Origin of the sequence: Corallococcus sp. 4LFB, assembly GCF_046520365.1 — a bacterium.
Taxonomy (GTDB): domain Bacteria; phylum Myxococcota; class Myxococcia; order Myxococcales; family Myxococcaceae; genus Corallococcus; species Corallococcus caeni.
Window position 1 is genome coordinate 1 of record NZ_JBKGHJ010000059.1, and the last position, 25,726, is coordinate 25,726.

The window sequence follows — 25,726 nt, forward strand, 5'->3', positions numbered from 1 at the left end:
CGGTGGCGCTGCGCTTCGAGGAGGCGCAGGCGTCGCTGGAGACGCGCGGCGCGGTGGCGTCGTCGCATGGCGGTTCGCAGCCGTGGGACGAGGCGGCGGTGACGGCGGCGCTGGCGGCGGGGCAGCCGGTGTTCGTGGACTTCACGGCGGACTGGTGCCTCACGTGCAAGTTCAACGAGCGCACCGTGCTGTCGCGCGACGACGTGCGGCAGGCGTTCCTGAAGCACAACGTGGCCTTCTTCGTGGCGGACTGGACGCGGCGGGACGCGCGCATCACCACGAAGCTGGCGGAGCATGGCCGCGCGGGCGTGCCCATGTACCTGGTGCTGAGCCCGGGCGCGCCGGACGCGCCGGAGGTGCTCAACGAGCTGCTCACCGCGGACAGCGTCATCCAGGCGGTGCGGCGCGCGGCGGAGTGTGGGTCGCCGTTGAAGGGTGGCTCGGTGGTGTGTGCCCGGCCTTGAGCCGGGATTGTGTCGTTCGTTCGTGCGCAGCGTTCAATTCACTGGAGGTCCCGTCATGAAGCAGGTCTTCAAGGCACTCGCTCTCACCGCGGCGTTCGTGTCCGCCCCCGTCTTCGCCGCTGACACCGCGGAGGTGGGCAAGCCCGCTCCGGCGTTCACGCTGAAGGACGAGGCGGGCAAGGCCCACTCGCTGTCCGAGTACAAGGGCAAGGTGGTGGTGCTCGAGTGGACGAACCCGGAGTGCCCGTTCGTGAAGCGGCACTACGAGGCCAAGACGATGCAGAACACGCAGAAGGGCTTCGACGCGAAGAAGGTGGTGTGGCTGACGGTGGACTCGTCCTCCACGCACGACGCGAAGAGCGCCGCGGAGTGGAAGAAGAAGGAGGGCCTCAGCCAGCCGGTGCTCATCGACACGGACGGCAAGGTGGGCAAGAGCTACGCGGCGAAGACGACGCCGCACATGTACGTCATCGACGCGCAGGGCGTGGTCCGCTACGCGGGCGCCATCGACAACGACCCGCGCGGCAAGGAAGCCACCAAGGTGAACTACGTGCAGACGGCGGTGGACGCGCTGCTCAACGGCAAGCAGGTCCCCACCGCGACCTCCGAGCCCTACGGCTGCTCCGTGAAGTACAAGAGCTGAGCCGCCTCACGTCGTGAGGTTCCAAGGCCCGTGTCCCCGCCAAGGGACACGGGCCTTCTTCATTCCGGTTCGCGGTGGCGATGTTGACGTTGTATTTATTTTTCGGGAAATTTCGTACCACCATGCCTGCCGCCGTCCATCCAATCCTCGAGCCGGGCCGCGTCTATCGGACGAAGGAGTTGGCCACGTGGGGGGCGAATGCACCCAGATTGGCCCGGCGATTGGTGGGCGAGGGCGTGTTGGTTCCCCTGGCGCACGGGCTCTATGCCTGTCCGAAGCGGGGACGCTTCGGCGTGGTGGCCCCGTCCGATGAAGCCATCATGAAGGCGTTCCTGGAGGGCAGCCCCTTCGTCTTCACGGGCCCTGAGCGATGGAACGCGCTCGGCCTGGGGTCCACCGCGGTCTTCGCTTCGGTGCTCGTCTACAACACGAAGCGCTCGGGTCGCTTCGAGTTGGGGGGCAGGGCCTTCGAACTGCGGCGTGTCGCCTTCCCGCAGCCCCCGACGCCGGAATGGTTCGTGGTGGATCTCTTCGAGAATGCCGGGAGTGCCGGTGTCTCACCGACGAAGCTGGCGCATGCATTGACGCGCGCGCTGGGTCGACGTGCGTTCGACTCCCGGCGGCTGGGGGAGATGTCTGACCGGTTTGGTAGGCAGAGCACGCGTGCGTTGATTCACGACGCGATCCGCGCTGCCCTGCATGAACTTCGTCCACGACGATCCTGAGTTTGAACAGTTGCTGCGAATCGTCGCGGACAAGCGGCGGTTGTCCCTGGGCCTCACCGAGAAGGACTACTACGCCCGCCGGGCGTACTTCGAGGCCCTGGCCGAACGCATCCAGGTTCCTGGGGCGCGGGTAGAACTCGATGTCGATGGGGCGGACCGGTACTGGCGATCCGCCAACGTGCGCATCCTGTATCCCGCGCAGCATCTGGGAGGCCTGGTCGGAATCCTGCGCCCCTTCGTCCTCCTGGAGGTCGGCAATGCGCGGGTGACGCCCTTTGTCCGGCGCGACATGACGTCATTCGTTCACGAGGAGTTGGAGGCCCAGCGGCAGTTGGCTGACTTCCGGGACAACCGCCCCAGGGCCGTGCGGTGCGTCCATCCCATGGTCACGCTGTTGGAGAAGGTGGATGCCATCCAGCGGCGGCTCCAGAAGGAACAGTTGGAGCCCGCCACCTTCGTGCGTCACTACGAGGACGCGGCGCGGATCATCGCCGCCGAGGATGCGCTACCGCCCCTTGCGGACTACCCCGACGTCCGTGCGTTGGCCACGGAGATGATTCGGCGGAAGCAGATCGCCGCGCTCCCTGCCGGTGACACGCGGGACCTCCTCCCGAAGGGTGAAGGTGCTGTGGCCCTCCAGGCCGCCTTCGAGGCGATTGCCCCGATGTTCTGGGGGCCACGTCAGACGCTGGATGAAGCCGTGGCCACCCTCTGTGCCTGGCTCACCCGGTTTCATTCCGGTTCGCGGTGGGCGTAGTCCGGGCCCAGGCCTTCGATGCGGTAGGCGTTGCCCGGGTAGGTGCGGTTGAGCGTGGTCTCCAGGATGGAGGGATAGCGCTCCAGTGAGACGTGGCGTTTGACGTGCTTGCGCAGCTTGAGGGCGCCCCGGACCAGGCCGCCGACCCAGGCGGGTGGGGACTCGAACTGGATGGCGGGCAGCAGGCGCGGGGGCACCAGGCTGAGGCTGATGGGGGAGACCAGCGGGCGCAGCGGACGCGGCACCCAGCCGGCCAGGATGTCCACGGTGGACTGCGCCACGCGGTGGCTGGCTTCGTTGGGGACGAACTCGCGGGCCTCGTAGTCGCGGATGAAGGCGTCGTAGGCGGCCTTGTCCTCCGGGATGTCCTTCAGCCCCATGCGGCGGCCGATTTTACACCAGTAATGGAACCAGGCCTCGCGCTCGTGCGCGGTGAAGGGACGCCAGCCGTAGTCCCGCATCCACTGGATGGGAAAGTCGATGAACGTCCACAGCACGAAGAGGAAGTCCTCGTTCGGGATGCGGAAGAAGGAGTGGATGTGATTCATCTGCTCCAGCGACTGGCGTCCGGCCTCCACGTCCCAGCCGCACTGCATGAACCGCGCGATGAGCAGCCGTGTGTCGTCGTAGCGCTTCTGGCCGTGCTTGCGGAACTCGCCGGTGCGGTCCAGCAGGCGGGAGACGGAGCGGCTGCCGTAGGTGTGGAAGAGGGCGATCTCCGTGGACCGCACGATGTCGAACGGGAACTCGTAGTTGGTCAGCAGGTGCACGATGCGCTGGCAGTCGCGCCGTGCGTCCAGGGAGGCGATCTCCCGGCCCACCTCGGGCAGGCGCGCCCGCCAGAAGGGCTTGCGGTAGACGGGGCCGGGCACATGGGGGCCGGGCTGCTTCCCTCCGGCCGTGACGGGACACCCCGCGGGGACTGCGTCCTGCGGGGGACGGGCGTGGGGCGCCGGGTCGGTCATGGCGGGAGGCTCCGGAAAAGGGCGGACGGGTGATGCTAGCCCGACCCGCGACGCACGCCGTGCCCCCGAGGGCCCGGTGGGCGGCGTGACCTTGTCGGGGGCGGGGGCGCGCCGGACCTTGTCCTGGAGGGCAGGACATCCAGACAGGAGACGCGACCATGGCCAGCAACAAGGGGCCGCCGGTGAAAGGGCCCGAGCGCACGGACACCCAAAGCGCGGAGGAACTGGAGCGGGAAGCCAGACACCAGCGTCCCGGCACCGAGCGGGGTGACGTGACGGACGAAGACGTGGGCGAGGACCGCATCCTCCAGAAGGGCATTGGCGGCTACGGCGCGCAGAAGGGCACGGAGCCCGCGAGGGAGGCGCCGCCGCTCAGCGACGACGGCGACCGGTAGCGCGGTGCCGCACGAACCTGTCCTACAGTCGGACAGGTTTGGACAATCGCGCCGGGCGGGAGGTGTCCAGCAGGGAGGCCTGGAGGCTTAGAGTGCCGCCATGGCCTCCGCCCGCCTCGTGCGTTCCTGCTGCGTCCTGGTGTTGTTGTTCCTCGCGATGCCAGGGGTGGCGCAGGAGGCGCCTGCGCCGGACGCGAAGGCGTGGCTCGCGGAGCACAACGCGGAAGCGGTGCGCGTGAACCAGACCGCCATGGGCATCCTGTTCGGCTGGGCGGTGCTGAACATCGGCACGGGCGTCGCGGGGCACTTCGCGAGCGAGGGCGAGACGCGGGCCTTCTTCCAGGCGAACGCGGCCTGGAACGTGGTGAACCTCGTCATCGCGGGGCTCGGCTATCACGGGCAGGCCACGGCGGATCCGGCCACGTGGGACCTGGCGCGCAGCCTGTCCGAAGGGCAGCGGATGGAGAAGGTGCTGCTCCTCAACGCGGGCCTGGACGTGGGCTACATCGCCTTCGGCGGGTGGTTGTGGGAGCGCGGGCTGCGCAAGGACTCGGAGCGCTTGAGGGGATGGGGCAAGAGCGTGCTCGTGCAGGGCGCGTTCCTGCTCGTGTTCGACGGCGTGCTGACGTTCCTCAACGCGAAGCTGAACGGCGAGCTCACGGCCCGGCTGGTGCCCGCGCCGGATGGCGTGGGCTTGATGCTGACGTGGCCGTGAGCTTCCCCGGAGGGCTCAGGCCGCCACAGGCTCGCGGCGGTGGCGGGCCCGCGCGGAGACGTCCTTGCGGCGGCCCTTGCGCAGCACGTCCAGGTGCACCTCCTCCTCGATGGCGAGCGCCATCAGCCGCTGGAGGTCGTCCACGCTGCTGACTGGCCGGCTGTTGATGCCGAGCAGCAGGTCGTCCGGCTGGAGCCCGGCGTCATCCGCGGGCGTGCCCTCCTGCACCTTCAGCACGCGCACCGCTCGCGGCTGGCCGGTGTCCTTCGCGAGCGCGGGCTCCAGGTTCACCGCCGTGGCGGCGATGCCCAGGAACTTCCGGTCCACCCGGCCGCGCTGGATGAGCAGGCTGGCGACCCAGGCCGCCGTCGTGGCGCTCACCGCGAAGCCGATGCCCTGCGCGAAGGGCAGCACCAGCGTGTTGAGCCCCACCACGCGCCCTCGCGTGTCCAGCAACGGCCCGCCGGAGTTGCCCGGGTTGATGGCCGCGTCCGTCTGGAGCATCCCCTCCAGGATGACGCCGTCGGGCAGCGTGATGGAGCGGTTGATGGCGCTCACCACGCCCAGCGACACTGACTGCTCCAGGCGGAAGGGATTGCCAATGGCCATCACCAGCTGCCCCACGCGCACCGTCTCCGGATCCGCGAGCGGCAGCGTGGGAAAACCGTCTCCTTCCGCGCGCACCACCGCGAGGTCGGTGGGAGCATCCGCGCCCACCAGCGTGGCCCGGCGCTCCTCGCCGTTGTGGAGCTGCACGGTGAGGCGCCTGGGCGTGCGCATCACCACGTGCCGGTTGGTGAGCACGTAGCCGTCCGGCGTGAGGAACAGGCCGGTGCCGTGGCCTCGTGCGTGCTCCACGCCGACCACCGCCGGGGCCGCGCCGGCCACGAGTCCTTCCAGGTCATCCGACAGCTGCTGCAACAGTTTCATGGCCGGCTCCTTTCAAGAACGCTTGCCCACGGTGATGGGCACCTCGCGCAGCTCGCCCGCGCGCAACACCTTCGCCTGGATGGACGCGCCCACCTTCTCGTCGCCCAGGTAGCCCAGCAGGTCCTCCACGCCGTGCAGCGACTGGCCGCCCAGGCTCACCAGCACGTCGCCCAGCAACAGCCCGGCCTTCTGCGCGGGGCCGTCCGGATCCACGGAGAGCAGGATGAGGCCCGCCTTCGTGCCGTCGATTTCACGCGGCAGGCGCACCGGGTAGGCGCCCACGCCCAGGTAGCCGCGGCGGATGCCGCCGTGCTCGCGCAGCGAGTTCGCCACGCGCGTCAGCGTGCCGCCGGGGAGGATGACCGCGGCGGTGCGCGAGAAGGCCGCCGTGGGGATGCCCAGGAAGCGGCCCTGCGCGTCCACCAGCGCGCCGCCGGAGAAGCCCGGCGGCAGGTCCGCGTCGGTCTCCAGGTAGCGGTCCACCTGGCCGCCCGCGTGCGTGCGCCAGTCCCCGCCGAACGCGCTGACGATGCCCAGCGTGGCCCGCGCCGTGCGTCCCGGCCGGCCGAGCGCCAGCACGATGTTGCCCACCTTCACGTCATCGAGCGGCGCGGGGGCGAGCGCGGTCAGTCCGGTGACGTCGGCCTTGAGGAGCGCGAGGTCGGTGCTCGGGTCGCGGCCGACGAGCTCGGCGGACACCGAGCGGCCGTCCGCGAGGCCCACCTGGATGGAGCCCTCGTGTTCGACGGCGTGGCTGGTGGTGAGGATGTGGCCGTCGGCATCCCAGACGACGCCGCTCGCGCCCCGGCGACGGCGGGCCTCGACGCGGACGAGGGAGGGAGCGATGCGCTCGACGACGGTGGAGATGGACTGCGAGAGGGACTGGAGGGTGTTGGTGGACATGGCGTGTTCCTTTCGAGCCTGAAACTAAAGGGCTCGAAATCGCGCCACATCGGCGGACCGGGCAGGACGGGGACCTACCCGTTCGGGCAGGACGCCTCTCCCTCCGGTCAGGACCCTGGTTTTTCGAGCAGGGCGCCACCCGGGCCGAAGCCCAGGGACAGGCACAGCACGCGGTGTCCCTTCACCTGGGGCGCCCGCCGCGCGGATTCGGCCGCCAGCTCCGCGTCGTTGAGCACGAACACCGGGCCTCCCGTGTCCGGCAGGCCCGCGTGGGCGAGGATGTCCGGGACCAGGGAGGCCGTGCCCTCGAAGCCGTAGGTGCAACCTCCGGGCATCAGGTCCTCATCCAGCGGACACGGCAATGCCAGACACAGCGCGTCCGGAGGCACGCGGGCGTCCTCCGCGAGGAACGTCCGCAGCGCTCCCGAGATGAACGCCACCGTGTCCCGGAGGTGATGGCCGTCCGCGGGCCGCGGCTGACCGATGAACAGCGGGGGCAGCGTGGAGAGGTCCCGCTCGAAGACGCGCGTGGCGCCGGGACGCGCGACCTTGATGCTCGTCTGGCCCACGTCCACGCAGAGCGGACTTCGCGCGCCCGTGGCTTCCAGCATGCGCAGCCCCGCGCGCACGGGGGCGAAGCGCGGTGACAACGCGATGTGCACCGGGCAGGACAGCGACGCCGTGGCCTCCCTCAACGCGGCGGGAAAGCCGTCCAGCTCCGCCAGCCCTCCACTCAGGTACGCCGCGTCCGGCGCGTGCTGCTTCACCAGCAGGAAGAGCGCCTCCGCCAGCGCGGGCATCACGCGCGCCGCGAGCGTCGCTCCGGGCACCCCCGCTCGCCGGTCGTCCTCCACCCACGGCGAGCCCAGCAACTCCCACAGCTCCCGCCCGAACACAGGCAGGTTCCACACCTCCAGCGGGGTCACGCCCTCGGGGTGGTGCCTGCGAGGACTCCACCTCGGGGGACTCACGCCACGAGCCCGGCGATGCGTTCGGCGGCGGTCCTCGCGCCGTCGTGCGCGCGGTAGGAGCGGGAGATCTCCGCCACGCGGTCGCGCAGGGATGACGTCGGTGCAAGCAATTGCGCGATGGCCTCCCGGCACGACTCCACCGTGAGGGTCCGCGGGTCTCTCGCGAGTCCCGCTCCGGCCTTCTCCAGGAAGTGCGCCTGCACGGGCTGGTCGTTGCACACGGGCAACAGCAGCATCGGCACGCCCGCCGTCATCGCCTCCATCACGGAGTTCGCGCCGCCGTGGGAGATGAACGCCGCCGCTCGCTCCAGCAGCTGACGCTGCGGCGTGTAGCGGACCGCCACCACGTCACCGGGCAGCGTGCCCGGGAAGTCCGTGTCCGCCAGCTCGCCCGCGCACAACACCAGCGTCACGTTGAAGGGCTTCGCGGCCTCCGCGATGAGGCGGAACAGCTCCGGCTGATACGAAATCTGACTGCCGAAGGACACGTACAGCACCGGCTTGCCGCCCAGGCGCTCCCAGGGGAAGGGCACCTCGTCGCCCCGGGGCTCGGGCGGAATGGACGGGCCCACGAGCAGCGTGTCCGGGGGCACTCCCGCGTCCGGACCCAGGAAGGCCTCGGTGGCGAAGATGACGTTGAGCCGGGGCGACAGGCACTCGCAGGTGCGGAAGCGCGCATCGAAGCCGTGACGGCGGAACAGGGCCTGACGGTCGTCCTTGAGTGCTCGCACGTTGCGCAGCAGGGGAATCTCCGGCCGCGGCTCCAGCAGCGTCAGCGCGGAGGACACGCCCGCCCACGGGATGCCCTCCGTGTGCGCCGCGAGCACCGCCGCGTACTGCATCCCGTCCAGGGCCATCACGTCGGGACGGAAGGCGCGCACCACCTCGCGCACGGGCTCCAGGAGCGCGGGCGCCGCGTCCAGCAACAGGCCCCGGATCCACTTCCCCAGCGCCACGTCATCGAGCACCAGCTTCGCCAGCGCCTCGCCTCCCGTCTCGATTCCCGGCGGCGCGGCTTCGACGTGCGGCAGGCGCAGCACCTCCACGCCCAGGGACTCGAGCTGCGGCGCGGGTTCGGGGATGCACAGCCAGCCGACGGTGTGCCCCAGGCGGCGCAGCCACTGGGCCACGCCGACCATCGGGTTGAGGTGGCCCTTCTCGGGCGAGGTGGCGATGAGGACTCGGGACATTCAGGGAGGCGCCTCGGTGTGGGCTTGGAGCATGGCCAGGGACACGAGGCGCATCAACAACCGATCCATCGGTCCGGCCTGCGCGTCGTCGGGCGGCAGGCGGACGTAGCGCTCCAGCAAGCCCAGCACCGCTCGCGAGTCGATGACCTGGAGGGGCTCCAGCCTCGCGGGAGCGAGCCACGCGCGATACAGCTCCAGCCAGCGCGCGCGCACCGGGCTGGACAGGGCGGTGTGCCCGTACCGGGGCGTCTTGCGCGCGAGGCGGACCTCCTCTGGAACCAGGGAGCGCACCGCGTGCCGGAACAGCCACTTGCCGAACCCGTCCCGCGTCAGCACGGACTCCGGCAGGGCCAGGGCCACCCGCGCGAAGCCTTCATCCAGGTAGGGCGTGCGGACCGTGAGCCCGTGCGCCCGGGCGCCCCGCAGCTCGGGCGGGAGGATGAGCTCGGACAGCACCCACTTCGCGTAGCGCAGCTCCTCGGTGGGGAGCGCATCCGCCGCCGGCAGATCCCACGGCGCGGGCAGCGCGGCGAGCACGGTCCCCAGGTTGTCCACAGGGGTGGCGCGTGGGGCGTGATCGCTGTTCATGCCCTCGGAAACAGCCCTCAAGTTGTCCACAGGGGTGAAGTCATCATGAGGACCCGCCGCTTGATCGGAACCGCCATCTCCAGAGGGAGCACGCCCCGTGGATGGCTTTGATTCCTGATCGCCACGCGGCGCCCCCTCCAGGGGCCTCCCCGAGTTGTCCACAGCCCCCCGTGTCGCTCCGGGGGCCTCTTCATGATCGCGCGAGCCGGCTCGGAGCGGCGCCCGCAAGTTGTCCACAGCCACCAGGGCCTCGTGCCTCAAGACCTGCGCGGCCAGGGCCCGGTCCTCGTCCACGCGAGCCTTCGCGGCAGCCAGCGCGCCGGGGGTGCCTTGGAGCACTTCATCCGCTCCCGCGCCGCTCAGGAGGACGGGGCCCGCGCCCTGCCGCCGGGCCTCCAGATAGAACACGTCGCTCGCCACGGCGCGGGCGTTGAGGATGACGGTCTGGTTGGCGAGGACGGCGTGCTCGAACAGGTCCGGGAGCACGGCGTCCGGGATGAGCACGTCCACCAGCTCCGCGCCCGTCACCTTCGCCATCCGCCGCGCGTTGCTTCGCTCCACCGCGTCCGCGAAGTGCACGTCCATGGTCCACGCGCGCACCTTCCCCGGAGCATGCCGGGCCGCCATCGCGCACAGGGCCGCGCTGTCCACGCCGCCGCTCAGGCTCACCTCATGCGTGCCTGCTTCGACATGCGCCCGCACGGTGTCGGACCAGGCGGCCAGCAGCCGCGCCGCGAGCCCTTCCTCATCGCGTGCCACCGCTTCACGGAGAACTCGCGGCAGCGCTACGTGGAGGGGCTCCGCCTCTGGCCGCAGCTCCGCGTTGGACGTGCGGGCGTGGAACAGCAGGTCGCTCACCGCCCGAGGAGCCAGGCCGCGCGTGGGAGTCCTTCCCTGGGGTGACGCTCTGGGAGGCCGGGTCGGCATGCGGGCGACATCATAGAGGCTGCCTCCGGTCGTATCAGGGGGAAGCTCGGAGACGGTGGGCTATCCTCCCGAGGAGACACTTCGCTTCACACGAACAGGGAAGGGCGGGACATGCAGGCGGACGCGGTGGAGGTCGTGTTGCGGGAGCGCTTTGGCTTGGAGGCCTTCCGGCCGGGACAGCGTGAGGTCCTCACGGCGCTGCTCCAGCCCCAGGGCTCCGCGCTCGCGGTGTTCCCCACGGGCGGCGGCAAGTCGCTGTGCTACCAGCTCCCCGCGCTGCTCCTCGACGGGCTCACGGTGGTGGTGTCACCGCTCATCGCGTTGATGAAGGATCAGATCGACGCATTGGAGCGGCGGGGCATCCGCGCCGCGCGGCTGGACTCATCCCTGTCGTTGGAGGAGTCGCGCGAGGTGACGGAGTCCCTGCGCGACGGGACCCTCAAGCTCCTCTACGTGGCCCCGGAGCGCTTCAACAACGAGCGCTTCATGGGGCTGCTGAGCGAGCTCCAAATCTCCCTCTTCGCGGTGGACGAAGCGCACTGCGTCTCCGAGTGGGGCCACAACTTCCGGCCGGACTACCTCAAGCTCGCGCAGGCGGCGCGCACGCTCCAGGCCGAGCGCATCCTGGCGCTCACCGCCACCGCCACGCCGCAGGTGGTGCACGACATCTGCGAGGGCTTCGGCATCCCGGAGTCGCACGCGGTCGTCACCGGCTTCTACCGGAACAACCTCACGCTGGAGACCACGCCCACCGGCCCGGAGGTGCGCGACGCCCTGCTGGTGGAGCGGCTCAAGTCGCGCCCGCCCGGCTCCACCATCGTCTACGTGACGCTGCAGAAGACCGCGGAGCGCGTGGCTGCGCTCCTGAGCGCGGAGGGACTGCCCGCGAGCGCCTACCACGCGGGCCTCGAGTCCGAGGAGCGCGAGCGGGTACAGGAGGCGTGGACCCACTCCGCGAAGGACATCGTCGTGGCGACCATCGCGTTCGGGATGGGCATCGACAAGGCGGACGTGCGCGCCGTGTATCACTACAACCTGCCCAAGGGCCTGGAGAGCTACAGCCAGGAGATCGGCCGCGCGGGCCGCGACGGCAAGCCCTCCGTGGTGGAGCTGCTCGCGTGCCCGGACGACGTGCCCACGCTGGAGAACTTCGCGCTCGGGGACACGCCGCTGCCGGAGGCGCTGAGCGCGCTGGTGAAGGAGCTGCTGTCCTCGGGCCCGGAGCTGCACCTGGACCTGTACGCGCTGGGCAACCGTCATGACCTGCGGCCCCTGGTGCTGCGCACGGCGCTGACGTACCTGGAGCTGGAGGGCGTGCTGCGCCAGGGCACGCCGTTCTACGCGGGCTACAAGGTGCAGCCGGCGGGGACGGTGGAAGCGCTCATCGGCAGGTTCCAGGGGGAGCGCGCGCGCTTCGTGAAGGACCTGTTCGCGCACGCGAAGAAGGGCCGCACCTGGTACACGTTCGACGTCGCTGAAGTGGCGAAGGCGTTGGAGCAGCCGCGAGACCGGGTGGTGAAGGCGCTCGACTACTTCCAGGAGCAGGGCTGGGCCGAGGTGCAGGTGGCCGAACCGCGCCAGCGCTACACGCGGCTGCGCGAGCACGAGGACACGAAGGCGCTCGTGGCCCTGTTGCAGGAGCGCTTCCAGAAGCGCGAGGTCCAGGAGGTGTCGCGGGTGCGCGACGTGCTCCGGCTGGTCACGCACGACGGCTGCCAGAGCAACGCGCTGGTGGCCCACTTCGGCGAGCAGCGCGAAGCCCCGTGCGGCCACTGCACCTTCTGCCGCACGGGCGTGGCGCGAGTGCTGCCGCCGCCGCATCCCCGGCCGGACCTGCGCGAGCAACTGGACGCGGCCACGTTCCAGACGCTCGTCGCGAAGCATCCGGAGGCGCTGGGACACCCGAGGCAGGCGACCCGCTTCCTCTGCGGCCTGAGCAGCCCCGCGCTCTCCAAGGCGAAGCTCACGGGGCACAAGCTCTTCGGCACCCTGACCGAGTATCCGTTCACCCAGGTCCTGGCGTTCTGTGAAGCCCGGCCGAGCCGCTAGACTCCCGCGCCGTGCGCTACGAGCTTCACGACAGCCGCGTCCTCACCTGGTCCCTGGAGACGCACGTCACCACGCACTGCAACCTGCGCTGCGTGCAGTGCTGCCCGCTGTCGCCGCACCTGCCCGCGTGGGCCGTGTCTCCCCAGGCGCTGGGTGAAGACCTGCGCCGGCTCTCCCGCGTGCTCAAGCCCAACGTCTTCAAGCTCACCGGCGGTGAGCCCTTCCTCCACCCGGACCTGCCCGCCGTGCTGGACGAGGTGCGCGCCTCCGGGATCGCCGAACAGGTGTCCGTCACCACCAACGGCTTCCTCGCCCAGAGCGCTCCGGACGCCGTGTACGAACGGCTCGACCGGATGACCCTGTCGTTCTACACGTCCGCGCCCCTGCCCGAACGCTCCATCGCCCGCATCACCGAGCGCTGCGACCAGCACGGCGTCCACCTCACCGTGAAGGCCATCGACCGCTTCCAGCGCATCACCCCGGACGCACCGCTCGCGTCCGACGCGCAGGTGCACGACGTCTTCGCGAAGTGCTGGCTCAAGCAACGCTGCCACCTGGTCCACCGGGGCCGCTTCTACACCTGCACCCGGCCGCCCCACGTCGCCACCGTCCTCGCCGCGGCGCACCCGCACCTGCCCGCGCTCGCGGAAGGCGACGGCGTGCCGCTCGACGACCCGGACCTGCTCACGCGCCTCCTGGCCTACCTGGAACGCGACACCCCGCTGGCCACCTGCCGCCACTGCCTGGGCTCCAGCGGCCCGTGGGAGCCGCACGCGCAGCTGCCTCGCGCCCGCGCCGCTTCTTGATCACGCCGCGGGGGCCTCCGCGTGCAGGGGCAGCTCCACGGTGAAGACGGAGCCCTGGCCCAGGCGGCTCTCCACGCGCACCGTGCCGCCCATGGCCTGCACCAGCGTGCGGGTGATGTAGAGGCCCAGCCCCAGGCCGCCGTAGTTCCGCCCGCTCACCGCGCGCTCGAAGCGGCCGAAGAGGCGCGGCAGCGAGTCCTCCGCGATGCCGATGCCCTGGTCCCGCACCGTCAGCACCGCCCTGCCTTCGCGCGTCTCCAGGCGGACGTGGATGGGGCGCCCCTGGCCGTACTTGATGGCGTTGTCCACCAGGTTCACCACCACCTGCTCCAGGCGCGGCCGGTCCCACAGGCCCGGCGTCACGGCGTCCGCGCACTCCAATTGGAGCGTGGAGCCGGAGCGCGCGGCGGGGCCCTCGTAGGCGGCCACCACGTCGCGCACCAGCTCCACCAGGTCCACCGGCGTGGGCTCCAGGGACATCCGCCCGGCCGCGATGCGCGACACGTCCAGCAGGTCGTTCACCAGCTCCGCCAGCTTCTTCAGCTGCCGCGAGCCGACGTCCAGGTAGTTCTCCACCAGCTCGCGCCGCACCGGGCCCGGGGTGCGGTCCAGCTCGCGCCGCAGCGCCTGGAGCTTGAGGTTGAGCGGCGTGAGCGGCGTCTTCAGCTCGTGGCTCGCGATGGACAGGAACTCGTCGCGCAGGCGCACCGCTTCGCGCGCCTCGTGGTACAGCCGCGCGTTCTCCATGGACAGCGCGGCCCGGTTGGCCAGCTCCTGGAGGAAGGGGATGTCCGCGGCCGTGTAGCCGCGGCCGGACCGCCAGGTGGTGCCGAAGCTGAGGATGCCCAGCGGCCGCTCCCCGGCCACCATGGGCACCAGCACGAGGGAGCGCAGGCGCAGCTTGCGGAACACCTCCAGCCGCCCGGGGTCGCTCGTCAGCTGCCGCAAGCCCTCCTCGGTGACGTCCTGGATGAAGAAGGGCTGGCCCCGGAGCAGCAGCGGCATGGCGCCCCCCAGCTCGGGCGCGATGGCCTCGTAGGGGGCCGGGGTCCACAGCGGCTCCCGCAGCTCCGCGGGCTCGCCGGGCGCGTGCGCGACCTCCTGCCGCTGGAGGCCGCCGTCCCCCGTCGTCATGTCGACGATGCACCAGTCCGCCACGGTGGGCACCGCCAGGCGCACCACGTTGCTCAGCGTGGCCTTGGAGTCCAGCGACGTGGCCAGGAAGGAGCTGGCCCCCGCCAGCAGGCGCAGGTGCTCCTCGTTGTGCGACAGCTCGCGCGCCAGCCGCTCCGCGCGCGCACGGGCGCGCACCAGGTCCGTCACGTCGAAGGCGAAGCCGGCGACGCCGTCCACCTGCCCCCGGACGTCGTGCGTGGGCGTGTACGTGACGTTGAAGATGTACTCGCGGATGGAGCCGTCCGGCTGCGGCAGCTTGAGGGGCACCTCCTGGGCCATGAAGGGCTCGCCCGTCGTGTAGACGTGGTCGAGCATCTGGCCCACGCGCTCGGCCTCCTCCTTCGGGCCCACCTCGCGCGCGGGCAGGCCCAGGAGGCGCTCCGGGTTGCCCAGCATCGCGGTGTTGAGGGGGTTGGACAGCTCGAAGACGTGCTGGGGGCCGCGGAAGATGACCAGGTGCGCGGGCGCCAACATGAACAGCTCCCGCAGCCGCGCGCGCTCGTACTCGGCGGCGGCGCGGGCCGCGCGCTCACGCTCCAGCAGGTCCGCGCGCTCCGCGTTGGCCTGGCGCAAACGCACGTTGAGGGTCGTCACGAACAGCGACAGCGCCAGGAAGAGGCCCAGCGAGACCAGCTTGCCTGGCGCCAGGTCCCACGCGCCCAGGGGCTCCAGGAAGAAATAGTGCACCGTGAGGAGCGACAGCCCGGTGGCCAGCAGCCCCGGCCCCCAGCCTCCGCGCCAGCTGGCGAACATCACCGCCGCGAAGAAGGCGAGGAACGAGCTGCTGACCATGAAGGGCCACAGCGCCCGCTGGACGAGGAGGCCCGCCAGGACGCTCGCCACCGCCAGCCCGTAGCGCAGCAGGGCGGAGCCCTCCTCCTTCCGGGCCCCGCCTGGAGGCGCCGGAGGCGCGAGCGATGGCCGGGGCGCCGGTGGCTGCTCCGGGGGGGAAGGGACAGGGACGGTCATGGGCTCGGGGGGCTGCCTGGCCTCGGGGCGGCGCTCAGCGTGCCTCCCGGGGGGTGTTGCTCTGGAGGAGGCCCTGCATGGTGGTGGGGTAGCGCTCGCCCGCGGCCACGCCCGGCGGCGCGATGGCCTCGATGTCCGCCAGGTCCTTCTCCGTGAGCTTCACGTCCAGGGCGCCCAGGTTGTCGTCCAGGTACTTGCGGCGCTTGGTGCCGGGGATGGGGACCAGGTCCTGCCCACGCGCCAGCACCCAGGCGAGCGCGAGCTGCGCGGGCGTGCACCCCTTCTGCTTCGCGAGCCGGTCGATGTGCTCCACCAGCTCGAGGTTGCGCTGGAAGTTCTCCCCCTGGAAGCGGGGCGAGTGGCGGCGGTAGTCGTCCTCCGGCAGGTCGTCGATGCGCTTGAACTGGCCGGTGAGGAAGCCGCGGCCCAGCGGGCTGTAGGGCACGAAGCCCACGCCCAGCTCGCGGCACGTCTGGAGGACGCCGTCCTCCGGGTCGCGGCTCCACAGCGAGTACTCCGACTGGAGCGCGGTGATGGGGTGCACGGCGCACGCGCGGCGCAGCGTCTCCGAGTTCACCTCCGACAGCCCCAGGAAGCGCACCTTGCCGGCCTTCACCAGCTCGGCCATGGCGCCCACGGTGTCCTCGATGGGCGTCTGCGGATCCACGCGGTGCAGGTAGTACAGGTCGATGACGTCCATGCCCAGGCGCTTCAGGCTCGCGTCGCACGCCTGCTTCACGTACTCCGGCCGGCCGTTGACGCCGCGCGCCTGGGGGTTCGCGGGGTCGCGCACGAGCCCGAACTTGGTGGCCAGGACGATGCGCTGGCGGTGGGGCCCAGCACGCGGCCCACCAGCTCCTCGTTGCGGCCGGGGCCGTAGGCATCCGCCGTGTCGAAGAAGGTGATGCCCCGCTCCAGGGCGTGGAGCAGCGTGGCCTCCGACTCCGCGTCATCGCGGCCCGCGTAGAACTCCGACATGCCCATGCAGCCCAGGCCCAGCGCCGAAACCGTGAGGCCCTGCCTGCCCAGCTTCCGAGTCTCCATGTGTCCTCCGTGCGGGTGCGACGCACCTGGGAGAATCCTCATGCAAGGCGTGGGAATCCAGGGCAAACGGCAGTGCGAGGGCCTGGCTCACCCTGGAAGCGCCAGCTCGCAACGGAAGGGGAGCGGCTTGGCGACCGGCGACGGTCCCCCCTCGCCGTGCGCCTGCATCCCCCGCGCCGCCTCCACCACCGGCGCGGCCCAGCCCAGGTTGCGCAGCGCCGCGGCGAGCCGCTCGCACAGCGAGGCCACGCTGTCCGGGGGCGCGCCCGACAGCTCCAGCGTGAAGCGCTCGCGCGTCACCTGGGTGAGGCGGAAGGCGCGCAGGGGGTGGTGCTTGAACACCCACGCCAGGGACCACGCGTCCACCGCGCGTCCGTCGGGCGTGTGGAACGCGCAGGCCCCGCGTCCCCCGAAGCCCGTCAGCGTCCAGCCGTGGAAGCCGCAGGCGCACGCGTCGCGCCGCACGGTGCCCGTGTCCCCGGGCCGGTAGCGCAAGAGCGGCAGCACGCTGGGCCGCAGCCGCGTCACCACCACGTCGTCCCCGTCCGGCTCCAGCCAGACGTCCGGCGTGAGCACGTGGAAGCGGCCCCGGTTCGCGTCCTCCAGGCACTCCCACGCGAGCGGCCCCGTCTCCGTGGCGGCGTAGTAGTTGAGGACCGGCACGCCGCGCTCCTGGCTCCAGGCGTCGCGCAGCGCGTGCGGCAGGTGCTGCGCGGAGGTGAGCACCAGCCCGGGGGAGGGCACCTCCGGGTGCGCGAGCAGCCAGCGCAGCCCCTCCGGGTCGGAGAAGATGACCGCGGCCCCCACCCGCCGCAGGCGCGCCACCGCGTCGTCGCGCAGCACGGAGACGCGGTGCAGGGCGCCGTCGTGGAACAGCGGCAGGCGCACGGAGTACTCCAGTCCGCCCGGCAGCGCGTCCAGCAACACCACGCGGGGACGCGGCGGGGGCACGGTGTTGGCGCGTCCGGTGAAGAAGCGCAGCACGGCCCACATGAGCAGGCAGTCGCGCCGGTCGCGCAGCACGTTCACCGGGTCCCCGGTGGTGCCGGAGCTCTTCACCACCACGCACTCGTCGGACGCGGCGGGCAGCGTGGGCACGTCCTCCCAGTGGCGCGCGAGCGTGGCGCGATCCAACGCGGGGAAGTGCCGCAGGTCCTCCAGCCGCCGCAGGTCGCCCGGGTGCAGGCCGGACTCGCGCAGCACGCGCACGTAGTAGGGCGAACCCAGGAGGCGCCTCACGCAAGGCCGGCAGTCGCGCCTCCAGCTCCGCGCGGGCGGCGGCTTCGTCCCCCGTGGCCGCGTGCCGCGCGAGCCCCGCCGCCACGTCCAGCGCCCACGGCAGGTGCGGGCGCTGCGTGTGGCTGTCGCGGCGGATGCGTGCCCTGGGCGCGACCCCGAGCGTCACTCGCGCCAGCCCCGGGCCTCGGCGTCCTTGCGCGCGGCCTCCTGGAGCAGCTCCTTGCGCCGGTCCGCCTCCTTCTTGCGCGCCTCCTCCACCTTGCGCAGGTCCGTCACGGCCTGGCGGTAGTCCAGGTCCTTGAGGCGGCGCCTGGACTCGGCCTCCGTCTCGCCCTCGATGTCCGCGCGCAGGGCGGCCACCCACTTGCGCAGGAACTCCTCCTGGCGGAAGGCGTTGGAGCGCACCATCTCCGCGGTGAGGGGATGCACCTCCTCGAAGAACTGCTGGAGGCGCGCCTGCGGGGTGCGGTCCGGCGTGAGGTAGAGCACCGTCTTCTTGCGCAGGTCCGAGGACATCAGCACGTGCGCGAGCATGCCCACCTGCTCGCGGAACAGCGGGTTCTTCACGCGCTGCTCCAGCTTCGCCCACTCGGCCTGCGACGGGGGCCGCTGGCTGGCCATGCGGAAGGTGTCGCAGACGATGGCCACCGCCAGGTCGTGCGGGTACGGCGACACGATGGGGGTGGCCGCCAGCTGCTCACGGAGGTGGGGAATCGAGACCGCCATCATTTCTCCAACAGGGCATCGGCCAGCGCCGCGGCGGCACGGCCAAAGTCAGACATCCATTGCACCGTCGCCAGCCGGAAGCGCGGGCTGCCCAGCACCGGCGCCAGCACCTGCCGGGCCTGGGCCTCGTCCGGCAGCGCGAGGAAGGCCACCACCCGGCGCGACCGGCCCATCCCGCGCATCAGCCGCGGCAGCGCGCCCTCCTGCCGCAGGTTCGCCAGGAAGTCGCTGTCGGAGATGACGACGCGCAGCACGTCCGGCCGCTCCTGGGACAGCGCCTCCATCACCTCCACCGGGAACCACGTCCCCCCGCCGATGTATTGCAGGAAGAAGTCGCGCGCCGTCTCCTCGTCGTACATCCACGGGGACACGATGGGGTTGTCCGCGGAGTAGATGATGCCGCGCACCGTGGCGCCCTTGCGCAGCGCGGAGGCCGACAGCACCTGCGCGGCCAGCGTCATCGCGTTGAGCTGCTGCTCCGGGTTGGGCATGGAGCCGCTGGTGTCCAGGTAGATTTCCAGCGCGGGCACGCCCAGGTCCGACGGGGGCGGCAGGTCCGCCTCCAGCTCGCGGCGCAGCGGGTTCACCGCGGCCAGCGGGCCCTGCGCAAGCACCGTGAGCGTCCAGTCGATGGTGGACGGGTCGTCGCCGTACTCCCACGCCTCCGGAATCGTGCGCAGGTAGGGCTCCGGCTTCGCGGGCGAGGCGGGCAGCTTGAGGATGTGCTGGTCCACGAGCCGCCGGTAGTACCGGGCCACCAGCGCGCGCCGCAGCCTGCCGCCGTCGGTGCCGGGCAGGTGCGCCGTCGCGCGGCGGATGGTGTCCAGCGGCTCCGACTCCTTCGTGTCGTGCGAGTCGTCCAGCCAGCCGTTCGCGCGGGCCTCGTTCAGCGCGTCCTCCCACCGGCCGCCGGACTGCACCGCCGCGTCCAGGTCCCCTTCGTCCGGCGTGGCGAGGTCGCCGCCCAGCGGGATGAAGAAGCTCACCTCCGAGGGCAGGCCGATGAAGCGGATGAAGCTGGCGCAGAAGTAGAGGAACTGCAGCCGCCCGTCGGCCAGCGCGTAGAACGTCTGCACGAACATGCGCGCCTGCGCGCGGAAGCCCGGGTAGGCCTCCTCCAGCCGCGCCAGCATGGCCTCGGGCACCAGGTGCCCGGGCTCCTTGCGCCACAGCTCCTCGTAGATGGCCAGGTAGAAGCAGAACAGCGGCGACGTGCCTCCCGGGTCCGCGTCCTTCTTGTCCTGGTCCTTCTTCGTCTTGGGCTTGCTCTTCTTCCGCCCGTCGGGCGTGCGCAGGAAGCCCCGGTACACCTCGCACAGCGCTTCCGCGTGGGTGCGCCCCACGAACTCGTTCACCTGGAGGTCGAAGAACAGGTTGGTGAGGGACTGGCCCAGGCCGGGGATGAGGCGCTGCTCCAGCACGCGCAGCTCCGCGGCCCAGCCCAGCGTGTGCGGGAAGCGCACGTGGTGGCCAATCTCGTGGGCCAGCACGGCGGTGAGGCTGTCACGCGCGCCCATGCGGATGAGCAGGTCGAAGTGGACGAACACCTGCCGGCGCACCAGGTCGATGTACGCGAGCGGTTCGTCCACCGCGGCCTCGCCACGCTGCTGGAAGGACTGGTGCGGTTCGGGCGCGCTCAGGTGCACGTGCACGTCCCACAGCGCCAGCGCGTCGCGCCAGCACCGCTCCACCTCCTCCGGGGTGAAGGCCGCGCCCGCGCTCATGCCGGCAGGATGACCGCCAGCCACTGGGACGTGTGCATCGTGGCCACCGCGCGCCATTCGTTGTGCTGGGTGCTGTACCAGTCCCCCGCGCGAGGGTCGCGCTGCGCCAGCGAGGTGAGCGCCTTGGAGGGCTTGCCCGTGGAGGGCTCCAGCCGCTCGTTGCAGCCCATGGGCCCCAGCAGCATGGGCTTCTTCACCAGCCACACGCCCTGCGTGGCCGCGTCGCGTCCGCCCGCGGCGGTGGCGCGGTGCCGGTCGTGCACGCAGACGACGGCGGGCGCCAGGAAGTGCAGCTCCCCGGGCATGAAGCGCGCGTCCTCCTGCGACAGGTCCACCCACTGCGCGGTGGAGGTGTCGCCCAGCGTCTGGGAGGGCGGCTCCATGGCCTCGTTGGCGATGGTGTGCAGGTGGCCCTCCAGGTCCTCCAGCGAGGACAGGCTCGAGCCCAGGCGGCAGAACAGCCGCTGCACCCAGGGCGGCGCGGACTCCAGGTTCTCGCCGAGGTTCCACATGCGCGCGAGCGCCGGGGCCTGCTCCGCCTGCTTCAGCTCCGGCAACAGGCGCGGCAGCAGCTCCGACCACGCGAGCGTGAAGAAGTTCACCCGCCCGGCGGACAGCGGGTACAGGTAGCCCAGGCCGATGCCCTCGGCGCCCAGGCGCAGGTAGTTTCGCAGGACCTCCTCGCCGGCCGAGGCGTCACCGCTCGCGAGCCCCCGGCCCATGCGGGCCCCGGGGCCGTTGAGGAACGCGCTCCACAGCGCGGGGTCCCAGCGCACGAACCGGCCGCGGGCCTCCTTCTCCAGGTCTTCGACGAACGTGCTCATGGCTGCCCCTGACCGCCCGGGTTCTCCTTCAGCCACGTCGCGTAGTTGCGGTAGCGGCTGTAGAGGGACTTCAAGTGGATGAGGTCCTCGTACACCGGGCCGGACAGCTCCTGGCGGGTCATCAGGTCATTCATCAGCGCGGTGACGGCGGACAGGCGCCGCTCCGTGGTGCGCAGGTCCACGCCGGCCAGGCCCAGGTCCAGCTCCGCGCGCAGCGCGACGACCTTCTGGCGCACGGGCGCGTGCGTGCCGTAGCGGGCCATGGCCATGTCGAACATGTTGCGGATCCACGCCACGCGGTCCTGGAGCAGCAGCTTGTTGCCCTTGGCTTCGAAGAAGGGGCTGCGCGCGTTGGGGGTGAGCTTGTCGTGCAGCACCCAGGGGATGATCTGCCGGAAGTCCTCCAGCTCCACCGCGCGGTGGCCGCGGAAGAACGCGAGCGCCTTCGCGAAGTGGAGGATGGTCTGGTACGCGCGCACGCTGGTGCCGTTCTCCGTCTGCGTGCAGAGGTGCACCTTCTTGTCCAGGGGGCACTGCTCGTTGCACACGGCGGACACGGTCTGGCCTGCGAGCTTGAGCGTGTCCTTGTGCTTGAACTCGAAGCGCGGGGACGCCATGCGGCAGAAGTCCAGCTGGCCCAGGAAGAAGGCCACGCGCTCCAGGGCGCCCCTGGGCACCTCCACGGCGAGGATGGCGTTGTAGGCCTTCTCCAGCTCGCCGGGGGTGAAGACGATGTCCTTGGGGAGCAGCTCCTCCGGGGACTTGTCGGACTCGATGCGCTGGAGCAGCGTGTCCACGAAGCCGGAGTTGAAGGGCACGGCGCGCACGACGACGTCCAGGCGGTCCTTGAGCGCCTCGATGACCTGGAAGGTGCCGCCGCCCTGGTCGTCGTTGGCGGTGAGGAACCAGGACGAGCGGCCGGTGTAGACGTACTGGTCCATCATCTCCGCGTAGCCCTCGCCCAAGAGCGACAGCAGGGCGGACTGCGTCTTGGTGGGGATGCGGTTGTACTCGTCGATGATCTTCACGCGCTGGCCAATCCACTTGCGCCAGCTGACCTTCACGGCGGACAGGTCCTCCGCCTTGAGCATGTCGGAGGGCAGGGGCGCGCCGAGCAGGTCCGCGATGGACAGCTGCGGGTGGCCGCGCTGGATGCCCCGGTGCACGTCCTCGCGGCCCATGCCGGAGAGCAGCGCCATGAGGATGGCGGACGTCGTCTTGCCGCGGCCCGGACCGCCGACGAGCAGGGCGCGGCGGCAGGTGAACAGGGTGAGCAGCGGGATGAGGACGAAGGAGCTGTAGCTCATGTCCTCCGGCAGGTGGACCTCGTCGCCCGCGGTGTTCTTGAGGGCGGCGGTGCCGCCGAACTCGATGTCGTAGTAGGGGCAGATGACGGCGTTGTTGGTGATCCACCAATACGCCTGCCGCATCTTGTCGTGGAGGCTGCCGCCGTCGCGTTCGGAGAGGTGGACGCTGAGGCCCTTGTCCGCCGACGCACGCCCGGTGAGCAGGCGCGAGACCCAATCCTGGTTGGCCATGGAGGCGCGGGAGTGTAGCAGCGCGGGGGCAGGGGCGGGTGTGAGCTGGCCCTCCATCCAGGCTTCCGAAAGTGGGCGGTATGGACGGGATGCGCTAAGTGTCGGGGCATGCTCCGAGAGCTTCACCTTCAGGGGGTCGGCCCCGCGCCTCGCCTGGACGTCGAGTTCGCACCCCGGTTGAACGTCCTCACGGGCGACAACGGGTTGGGCAAGAGCTTCCTGCTGGATGTGGCGTGGTGGAGCCTGACGGGGACCTGGCCTGGCCTGCCCGCGTGGCCCCATCGTGGCGCGAAGCGGCGTCAGATTGACTGGACCCTGACGGGCAAGACGCAGCGGGCGTCGAACAAGACGAGCCGTTTCGATCCGGAACGGCAGCAATGGCCCTGGCCCGAAGGGCGCCCAAGCATGCCGGGCCTGACCGTCTATGCTCGCGTCGATGGAAGCTTCTCCGTGTGGGATCCAGCGCGGAACTACTGGCACAAGACGTCCCGCTCGGACCCGGACCTGCCGCGCAGACCCGATGCCTTCCACTTTTCTCCCCAGGACCTGTGGGAGGGACTGAAGTACGAGGGGAAGACAGTCTGTAATGGGCTCGTCCGGGACTGGTTGACCTGGCAGTTGCAGGACGATGGCTCGGCGCACTCCCCGTTCCAGATGCTGAAGCGCGCGCTGGAGCAGCTCTCTCCCAGGGATGAGCCGATCCGCCCTGGAAGGCCCACGCGGCTGGCCGTGGAAGACGTCCAGAACTACCCGACCATCGACATGCCGTACGGCACCATCCCGGTGGTGCATGCCTCCGCGGGAATGCGGCGCGTCCTCGGGCTGGCCTACCTCATCGTCTGGGCGTGGCACGAGCACACCCAGGCCTCGGACTTCCTCGGGAGGCCTCGCGATCCGCGGTTCATCCTGTTGGTGGACGAGGTGGAGACCCATCTTCATCCGCTGTGGCAGCGTCGCATCGTGGGGTCGCTCATCCAGGTCATTGAGGGCCTCGCGCGCGAGACCTCTGTCCAGACGCTCCTGACGACCCACTCCCCCCTGGTCCTGGCCTCGCTGGAGCCATTCTTCGACGAGGAGCAGGATGCCCTCTTCCTCTTCCAGCTCGACAAGGGACAGGTGAGCCTGCGGCAGCTTCCCTGGGCGAAGCAGGGAGATGCGAACGACTGGCTCACGTCTCCTGTCATGGGATTGGCTCAGGCTCGTGCCTTGGAGGCTGAACGTGCGGTGGAGGCCGCCGAGGCCTACATGCGAGGCGAGCGCGAGGGCGTGGGAACCTTGAAGGAGATCGACGCCGAACTGCGGCGCCTGCTCCCGGAGCAAGACCCCTTCTGGCCCCGGTGGATCGTCGCTCGCGATGGAGGAGGCGGACGTGATCCGGTGCGTTCCCGGAAGAGAGCCTGAGGACTTCGACTCCCGGGTGAGAAAGCCTGGACGTCTGTGGTTGCGCCGCAACGCGAAGGTCCCCGGCCGCCCGCCCGCGTACTGGAGGCGCTGCAATGCTCAACTCGCGCAGGCCTTCCTCGAGCGATGTGCGTACACCGCGATGATGATTGGTTCGCGCTCCTCCTTCCATCGCTTCAACTCCAGGTGACAGAACGCTGCCCGCCTCGACTGCGGAAGCGGGCCGCCGAGACACTCCGCCTGCTGGGGCTGGACCATGATGAGCGGGTGGTCCGGTATCGGAGGCAGTGGCTGAAGGAGTACGAGCAGCGGCGTGTGACGATCGACTACCTGGAGGACAAGGCTCCCCTGGTGGCTCGTGCGGTACGTGCTTGGGAGTTGCGCGAAGGCAGACGGTGGTCCGCGGGCAGCAACCAGATGGACCGCGCTCGTGTGGAGGTGTCACCTGCCACTCGAAGGCGGAAGTCTCCTTCCGGAGGCAGAAGGAAGAAGGCGTAGACTGCGCGGATGATTTCTCCTCGGCGGTCCCTGTCCCTGCTGGCCCTGGGAGTGCTCCTTACCGGAGCAACGCCTGTTCCCTCCGTGGACGAAGCTCCCCAGAGGACCGTCGCGGACCGGATCCGCGAGTCCGCGAGCCAGGCGCGGAAGGGGGCGCTGTCCGAGGCGCGACGGGAGATCGCCTCGGCCTTGAAGGCCGCGCCGAAGGCACCCGGGGCGTTGATGGTCCAGGCCTGTCTGCAATTGGAGCAAGGCGCCCTGGACCCGGCGGCCCAGACAGTGGCCCGGTTGCGCGAGGTGGCCCCCGAGCAGGCGGAAGGCCGTGTTCTCGAAGCACTCGTTCAGCTGCGCCGGGCGAATCCGGCGGGTGGATGGCGCGAGGCCTTCATCGCCGCATGGATCGAAGCCGGTCGTCCGGACTTCAGGGAGGCTCCGCTCCTGCCAGAGGGAACTCCGGGCTGGGGACCCGAGGCCATCCGTGCGGTGTGGGATGGCACACAGGCTCCGGACACACGGCTCCTCGCCGCGTTGATGGTCGGGCCATCGCAGGAGCAGCAGCGGTGGATCGCGCGTCACCTGTCCGAGGTGGCGGATCCCGACCTGCTGCGCGCGACCCTCGAGACCTTCCACAGCGAAGCCATGGATGAAACAGCGCGGCGGCAGATCCAGGCCTCGCTGCGGGAACGGCTGGCCCCGCTCGCCGCCGAGTCCCGGGATTCGCAACTGCCATTGCTCATGCTGCTGGAGGACACGTCACAGGAGGCACCGCTCACGAAGGAGGAGCTTCAGGCCCTGGAGCGGATCGCCGCCCTGCCCAGGTACCGGACCACCTCCTTTGCCCGGCTGTACGCGGCTGCGGAGCGACGCATGAAGGTGGCGGGAATCGAGGCGCCTGTCGACGGCGCGTTCATGGCCGCGGTAGGCGAGTTGGCGCTGGTGGGCCCCATGGTCCTGTTCAAGCGGGTGAAAGCCACGACGGAGCTGCCAGAGAAGGAGCGGATCCGGTTGGGCCGCGCCCTGTGGACCCTGGGTGAACGCATCGCTGAAGGAAACACCTTGGTGGAACGACTGACGGGCCTGCGCCAGATGGAGCAGGCCGCCGGGTTGCTGCCAGACTTCGAGGCGAAGCGCGCGCAGGTGGCCGCGGACCTCGCCAGGGGCCGGGCGATGGTTGTCGCGTCCAATCAGATTCATCTCGATGGGTGGCCCCTTCCCTCACTCCATCGAGACTGGCTGAAGGCCTCCCTGGACAATGAATGGGCGCACCTGGGAGCCCTCGTCACACCCTGAGCGGCTAGAGCGTCACCAATCCCATCCGCGCCGCGCGGACCACCGCTTCCGTGCGGCGCTGCACGCCCAGCTTGGCCAGCACCGCGTTGACGTGGAACTTGGCGGTGTGCTCGCTGATGTCCAGCCGGTCCGCGATGGCCTTGTTCGACAGGCCCTCCGCCAGCAATCCCAGCACCTCGCGCTCGCGCGGCGTCAGCGTGTCCGGCCCCGGCGCTCCCGTCGGTGCCGTGCTCCGGGGCGCGGCGCGCACCTGGGCCAGGCCCGGCTCG

General features: G+C 70.7%; 24 protein-coding genes and 1 pseudogene. 11 read left to right on the forward strand and 14 right to left on the reverse strand.

All coding sequences use genetic code 11. The features are described 5' to 3' along the window. The 4 genes from ACLEQD_RS09320 to ACLEQD_RS09335 form a co-directional block, all read left to right on the forward strand. A partial coding sequence (locus ACLEQD_RS09320) for a thioredoxin family protein (protein ID WP_410383155.1) occupies positions 1–464 on the forward strand: 464 nt, incomplete at its 5' end. 55 nt (positions 465–519) lie between these two features. Next, positions 520–1,107: a redoxin domain-containing protein gene (locus tag ACLEQD_RS09325; RefSeq protein WP_171421702.1), complete on the forward strand. Its 588-nt coding sequence runs from the start codon at positions 520–522 to the stop codon at positions 1,105–1,107. Positions 1,108–1,187: 80 nt separating this feature from the next. Further along, a complete protein-coding gene (locus ACLEQD_RS09330; protein ID WP_410383157.1) occupies positions 1,188–1,832 on the forward strand; it encodes a hypothetical protein in 645 nt (214 codons plus the stop codon). A gap of 10 nt (positions 1,833–1,842) precedes the next feature. After that, positions 1,843–2,589 (forward strand): nucleotidyl transferase AbiEii/AbiGii toxin family protein, encoded by a 747-nt coding sequence (locus ACLEQD_RS09335; RefSeq protein ID WP_410383158.1) that lies wholly within the window; start codon positions 1,843–1,845, stop codon positions 2,587–2,589. On the opposite strand, the gene ACLEQD_RS09340 is transcribed toward ACLEQD_RS09335, so the two are convergent. Beyond that, positions 2,565–3,554 carry an oxygenase MpaB family protein gene (locus ACLEQD_RS09340; RefSeq protein ID WP_410383159.1) on the reverse strand — a complete coding sequence of 330 codons (990 nt, stop codon included), beginning with the start codon at positions 3,552–3,554 and terminating at the stop codon, positions 2,565–2,567. The two genes, ACLEQD_RS09335 and ACLEQD_RS09340, sit on opposite strands and share 25 nt — an antisense overlap. Before the next feature lie 158 nt (positions 3,555–3,712). Here ACLEQD_RS09340 and ACLEQD_RS09345 point away from each other — a divergent pair, with 158 nt between their 5' ends. Together ACLEQD_RS09345 and ACLEQD_RS09350 are read left to right on the forward strand one after the other, a co-directional pair. Then, on the forward strand, positions 3,713–3,949 hold the full coding sequence (locus tag ACLEQD_RS09345; RefSeq protein WP_120526126.1) for a hypothetical protein: 237 nt from the start codon (positions 3,713–3,715) through the stop codon (positions 3,947–3,949). Positions 3,950–4,049: 100 nt separating this feature from the next. Beyond that, on the forward strand, positions 4,050–4,664 hold the full coding sequence (locus ACLEQD_RS09350; protein WP_410383160.1) for a DUF6992 family protein: 615 nt from the start codon (positions 4,050–4,052) through the stop codon (positions 4,662–4,664). A gap of 15 nt (positions 4,665–4,679) precedes the next feature. On the opposite strand, the gene ACLEQD_RS09355 is transcribed toward ACLEQD_RS09350, so the two are convergent. The 5 genes from ACLEQD_RS09355 to ACLEQD_RS09375 all read right to left on the reverse strand — a co-directional run bounded on the left by ACLEQD_RS09355 (position 4,680) and on the right by ACLEQD_RS09375 (position 10,104). Further along, a complete protein-coding gene (locus tag ACLEQD_RS09355) occupies positions 4,680–5,594 on the reverse strand; it encodes a S1C family serine protease (RefSeq protein WP_410383161.1) in 915 nt (304 codons plus the stop codon). Positions 5,595–5,606: 12 nt separating this feature from the next. Further along, entirely contained in the window at positions 5,607–6,497 is an 891-nt protein-coding gene (locus tag ACLEQD_RS09360; protein ID WP_410383162.1) for a S1C family serine protease, read from the reverse strand. 107 nt (positions 6,498–6,604) lie between these two features. After that, positions 6,605–7,423 (reverse strand): ROK family protein, encoded by an 819-nt coding sequence (locus ACLEQD_RS09365; protein ID WP_410383163.1) that lies wholly within the window; start codon positions 7,421–7,423, stop codon positions 6,605–6,607. A 41-nt stretch (positions 7,424–7,464) separates the two neighbouring features. Continuing rightward, on the reverse strand, positions 7,465–8,658 hold the full coding sequence (locus ACLEQD_RS09370) for a glycosyltransferase (RefSeq protein ID WP_410383164.1): 1,194 nt from the start codon (positions 8,656–8,658) through the stop codon (positions 7,465–7,467). Then, positions 8,659–10,104 carry an asparagine synthase-related protein gene (locus tag ACLEQD_RS09375; protein ID WP_410383165.1) on the reverse strand — a complete coding sequence of 482 codons (1,446 nt, stop codon included), beginning with the start codon at positions 10,102–10,104 and terminating at the stop codon, positions 8,659–8,661. 180 nt (positions 10,105–10,284) lie between these two features. Here ACLEQD_RS09375 and ACLEQD_RS09380 point away from each other — a divergent pair, with 180 nt between their 5' ends. Both ACLEQD_RS09380 and ACLEQD_RS09385 read left to right on the forward strand, forming a co-directional pair. Then, positions 10,285–12,222, forward strand: a complete 1,938-nt coding sequence (locus tag ACLEQD_RS09380; RefSeq protein ID WP_410383166.1) for a RecQ family ATP-dependent DNA helicase — start codon at positions 10,285–10,287, stop codon at positions 12,220–12,222. A gap of 11 nt (positions 12,223–12,233) precedes the next feature. Beyond that, positions 12,234–13,028 (forward strand): radical SAM protein, encoded by a 795-nt coding sequence (locus tag ACLEQD_RS09385; RefSeq protein WP_410383167.1) that lies wholly within the window; start codon positions 12,234–12,236, stop codon positions 13,026–13,028. Here the strand turns inward: ACLEQD_RS09385 and ACLEQD_RS09390 are convergent, their stop codons facing one another. The 7 genes and pseudogenes from ACLEQD_RS09390 to ACLEQD_RS09420 all read right to left on the reverse strand — a co-directional run bounded on the left by ACLEQD_RS09390 (position 13,029) and on the right by ACLEQD_RS09420 (position 22,325). Continuing rightward, positions 13,029–15,173, reverse strand: a complete 2,145-nt coding sequence (locus tag ACLEQD_RS09390) for an ATP-binding protein (protein WP_410383168.1) — start codon at positions 15,171–15,173, stop codon at positions 13,029–13,031. A gap of 34 nt (positions 15,174–15,207) precedes the next feature. After that, positions 15,208–16,217, reverse strand: a pseudogene (locus ACLEQD_RS09395) (aldo/keto reductase). 87 nt (positions 16,218–16,304) lie between these two features. After that, positions 16,305–17,456, reverse strand: a complete 1,152-nt coding sequence (locus tag ACLEQD_RS09400) for a coenzyme synthetase (RefSeq protein WP_410383169.1) — start codon at positions 17,454–17,456, stop codon at positions 16,305–16,307. 162 nt (positions 17,457–17,618) lie between these two features. Further along, the gene (locus tag ACLEQD_RS09405; protein ID WP_410383170.1) at positions 17,619–18,182 is read right to left on the reverse strand and encodes a hypothetical protein; all 564 of its coding nucleotides are present in this window, start codon (positions 18,180–18,182) and stop codon (positions 17,619–17,621) included. Continuing rightward, positions 18,182–19,906 (reverse strand): M48 family metalloprotease, encoded by a 1,725-nt coding sequence (locus ACLEQD_RS09410; protein WP_410383171.1) that lies wholly within the window; start codon positions 19,904–19,906, stop codon positions 18,182–18,184. Before ACLEQD_RS09410 ends, ACLEQD_RS09405 begins: the two co-directional genes overlap by 1 nt. Continuing rightward, positions 19,903–20,730 carry a hypothetical protein gene (locus tag ACLEQD_RS09415; protein WP_410383172.1) on the reverse strand — a complete coding sequence of 276 codons (828 nt, stop codon included), beginning with the start codon at positions 20,728–20,730 and terminating at the stop codon, positions 19,903–19,905. The genes ACLEQD_RS09410 and ACLEQD_RS09415 overlap by 4 nt, the downstream gene beginning before the upstream one ends. Beyond that, positions 20,727–22,325, reverse strand: coding sequence for an AAA family ATPase (locus ACLEQD_RS09420; protein ID WP_410383173.1), 1,599 nt, complete (start codon positions 22,323–22,325; stop codon positions 20,727–20,729). Before ACLEQD_RS09420 ends, ACLEQD_RS09415 begins: the two co-directional genes overlap by 4 nt. Positions 22,326–22,376: 51 nt before the next feature. Here ACLEQD_RS09420 and ACLEQD_RS09425 point away from each other — a divergent pair, with 51 nt between their 5' ends. The 3 genes from ACLEQD_RS09425 (at position 22,377) to ACLEQD_RS09435 (ending at position 25,457) form a co-directional block, all read left to right on the forward strand. Further along, positions 22,377–23,669 carry an AAA family ATPase gene (locus ACLEQD_RS09425; RefSeq protein ID WP_410383174.1) on the forward strand — a complete coding sequence of 431 codons (1,293 nt, stop codon included), beginning with the start codon at positions 22,377–22,379 and terminating at the stop codon, positions 23,667–23,669. A gap of 40 nt (positions 23,670–23,709) precedes the next feature. Then, positions 23,710–23,859, forward strand: coding sequence for a hypothetical protein (locus ACLEQD_RS09430; protein WP_410383175.1), 150 nt, complete (start codon positions 23,710–23,712; stop codon positions 23,857–23,859). 392 nt (positions 23,860–24,251) lie between these two features. Continuing rightward, positions 24,252–25,457, forward strand: coding sequence for a hypothetical protein (locus ACLEQD_RS09435; protein ID WP_410383176.1), 1,206 nt, complete (start codon positions 24,252–24,254; stop codon positions 25,455–25,457). A 4-nt stretch (positions 25,458–25,461) separates the two neighbouring features. Here the strand turns inward: ACLEQD_RS09435 and ACLEQD_RS09440 are convergent. Further along, the coding region (locus tag ACLEQD_RS09440; protein ID WP_410383177.1) for a helix-turn-helix domain-containing protein at positions 25,462–25,726 on the reverse strand (265 nt) is incomplete at its 5' end.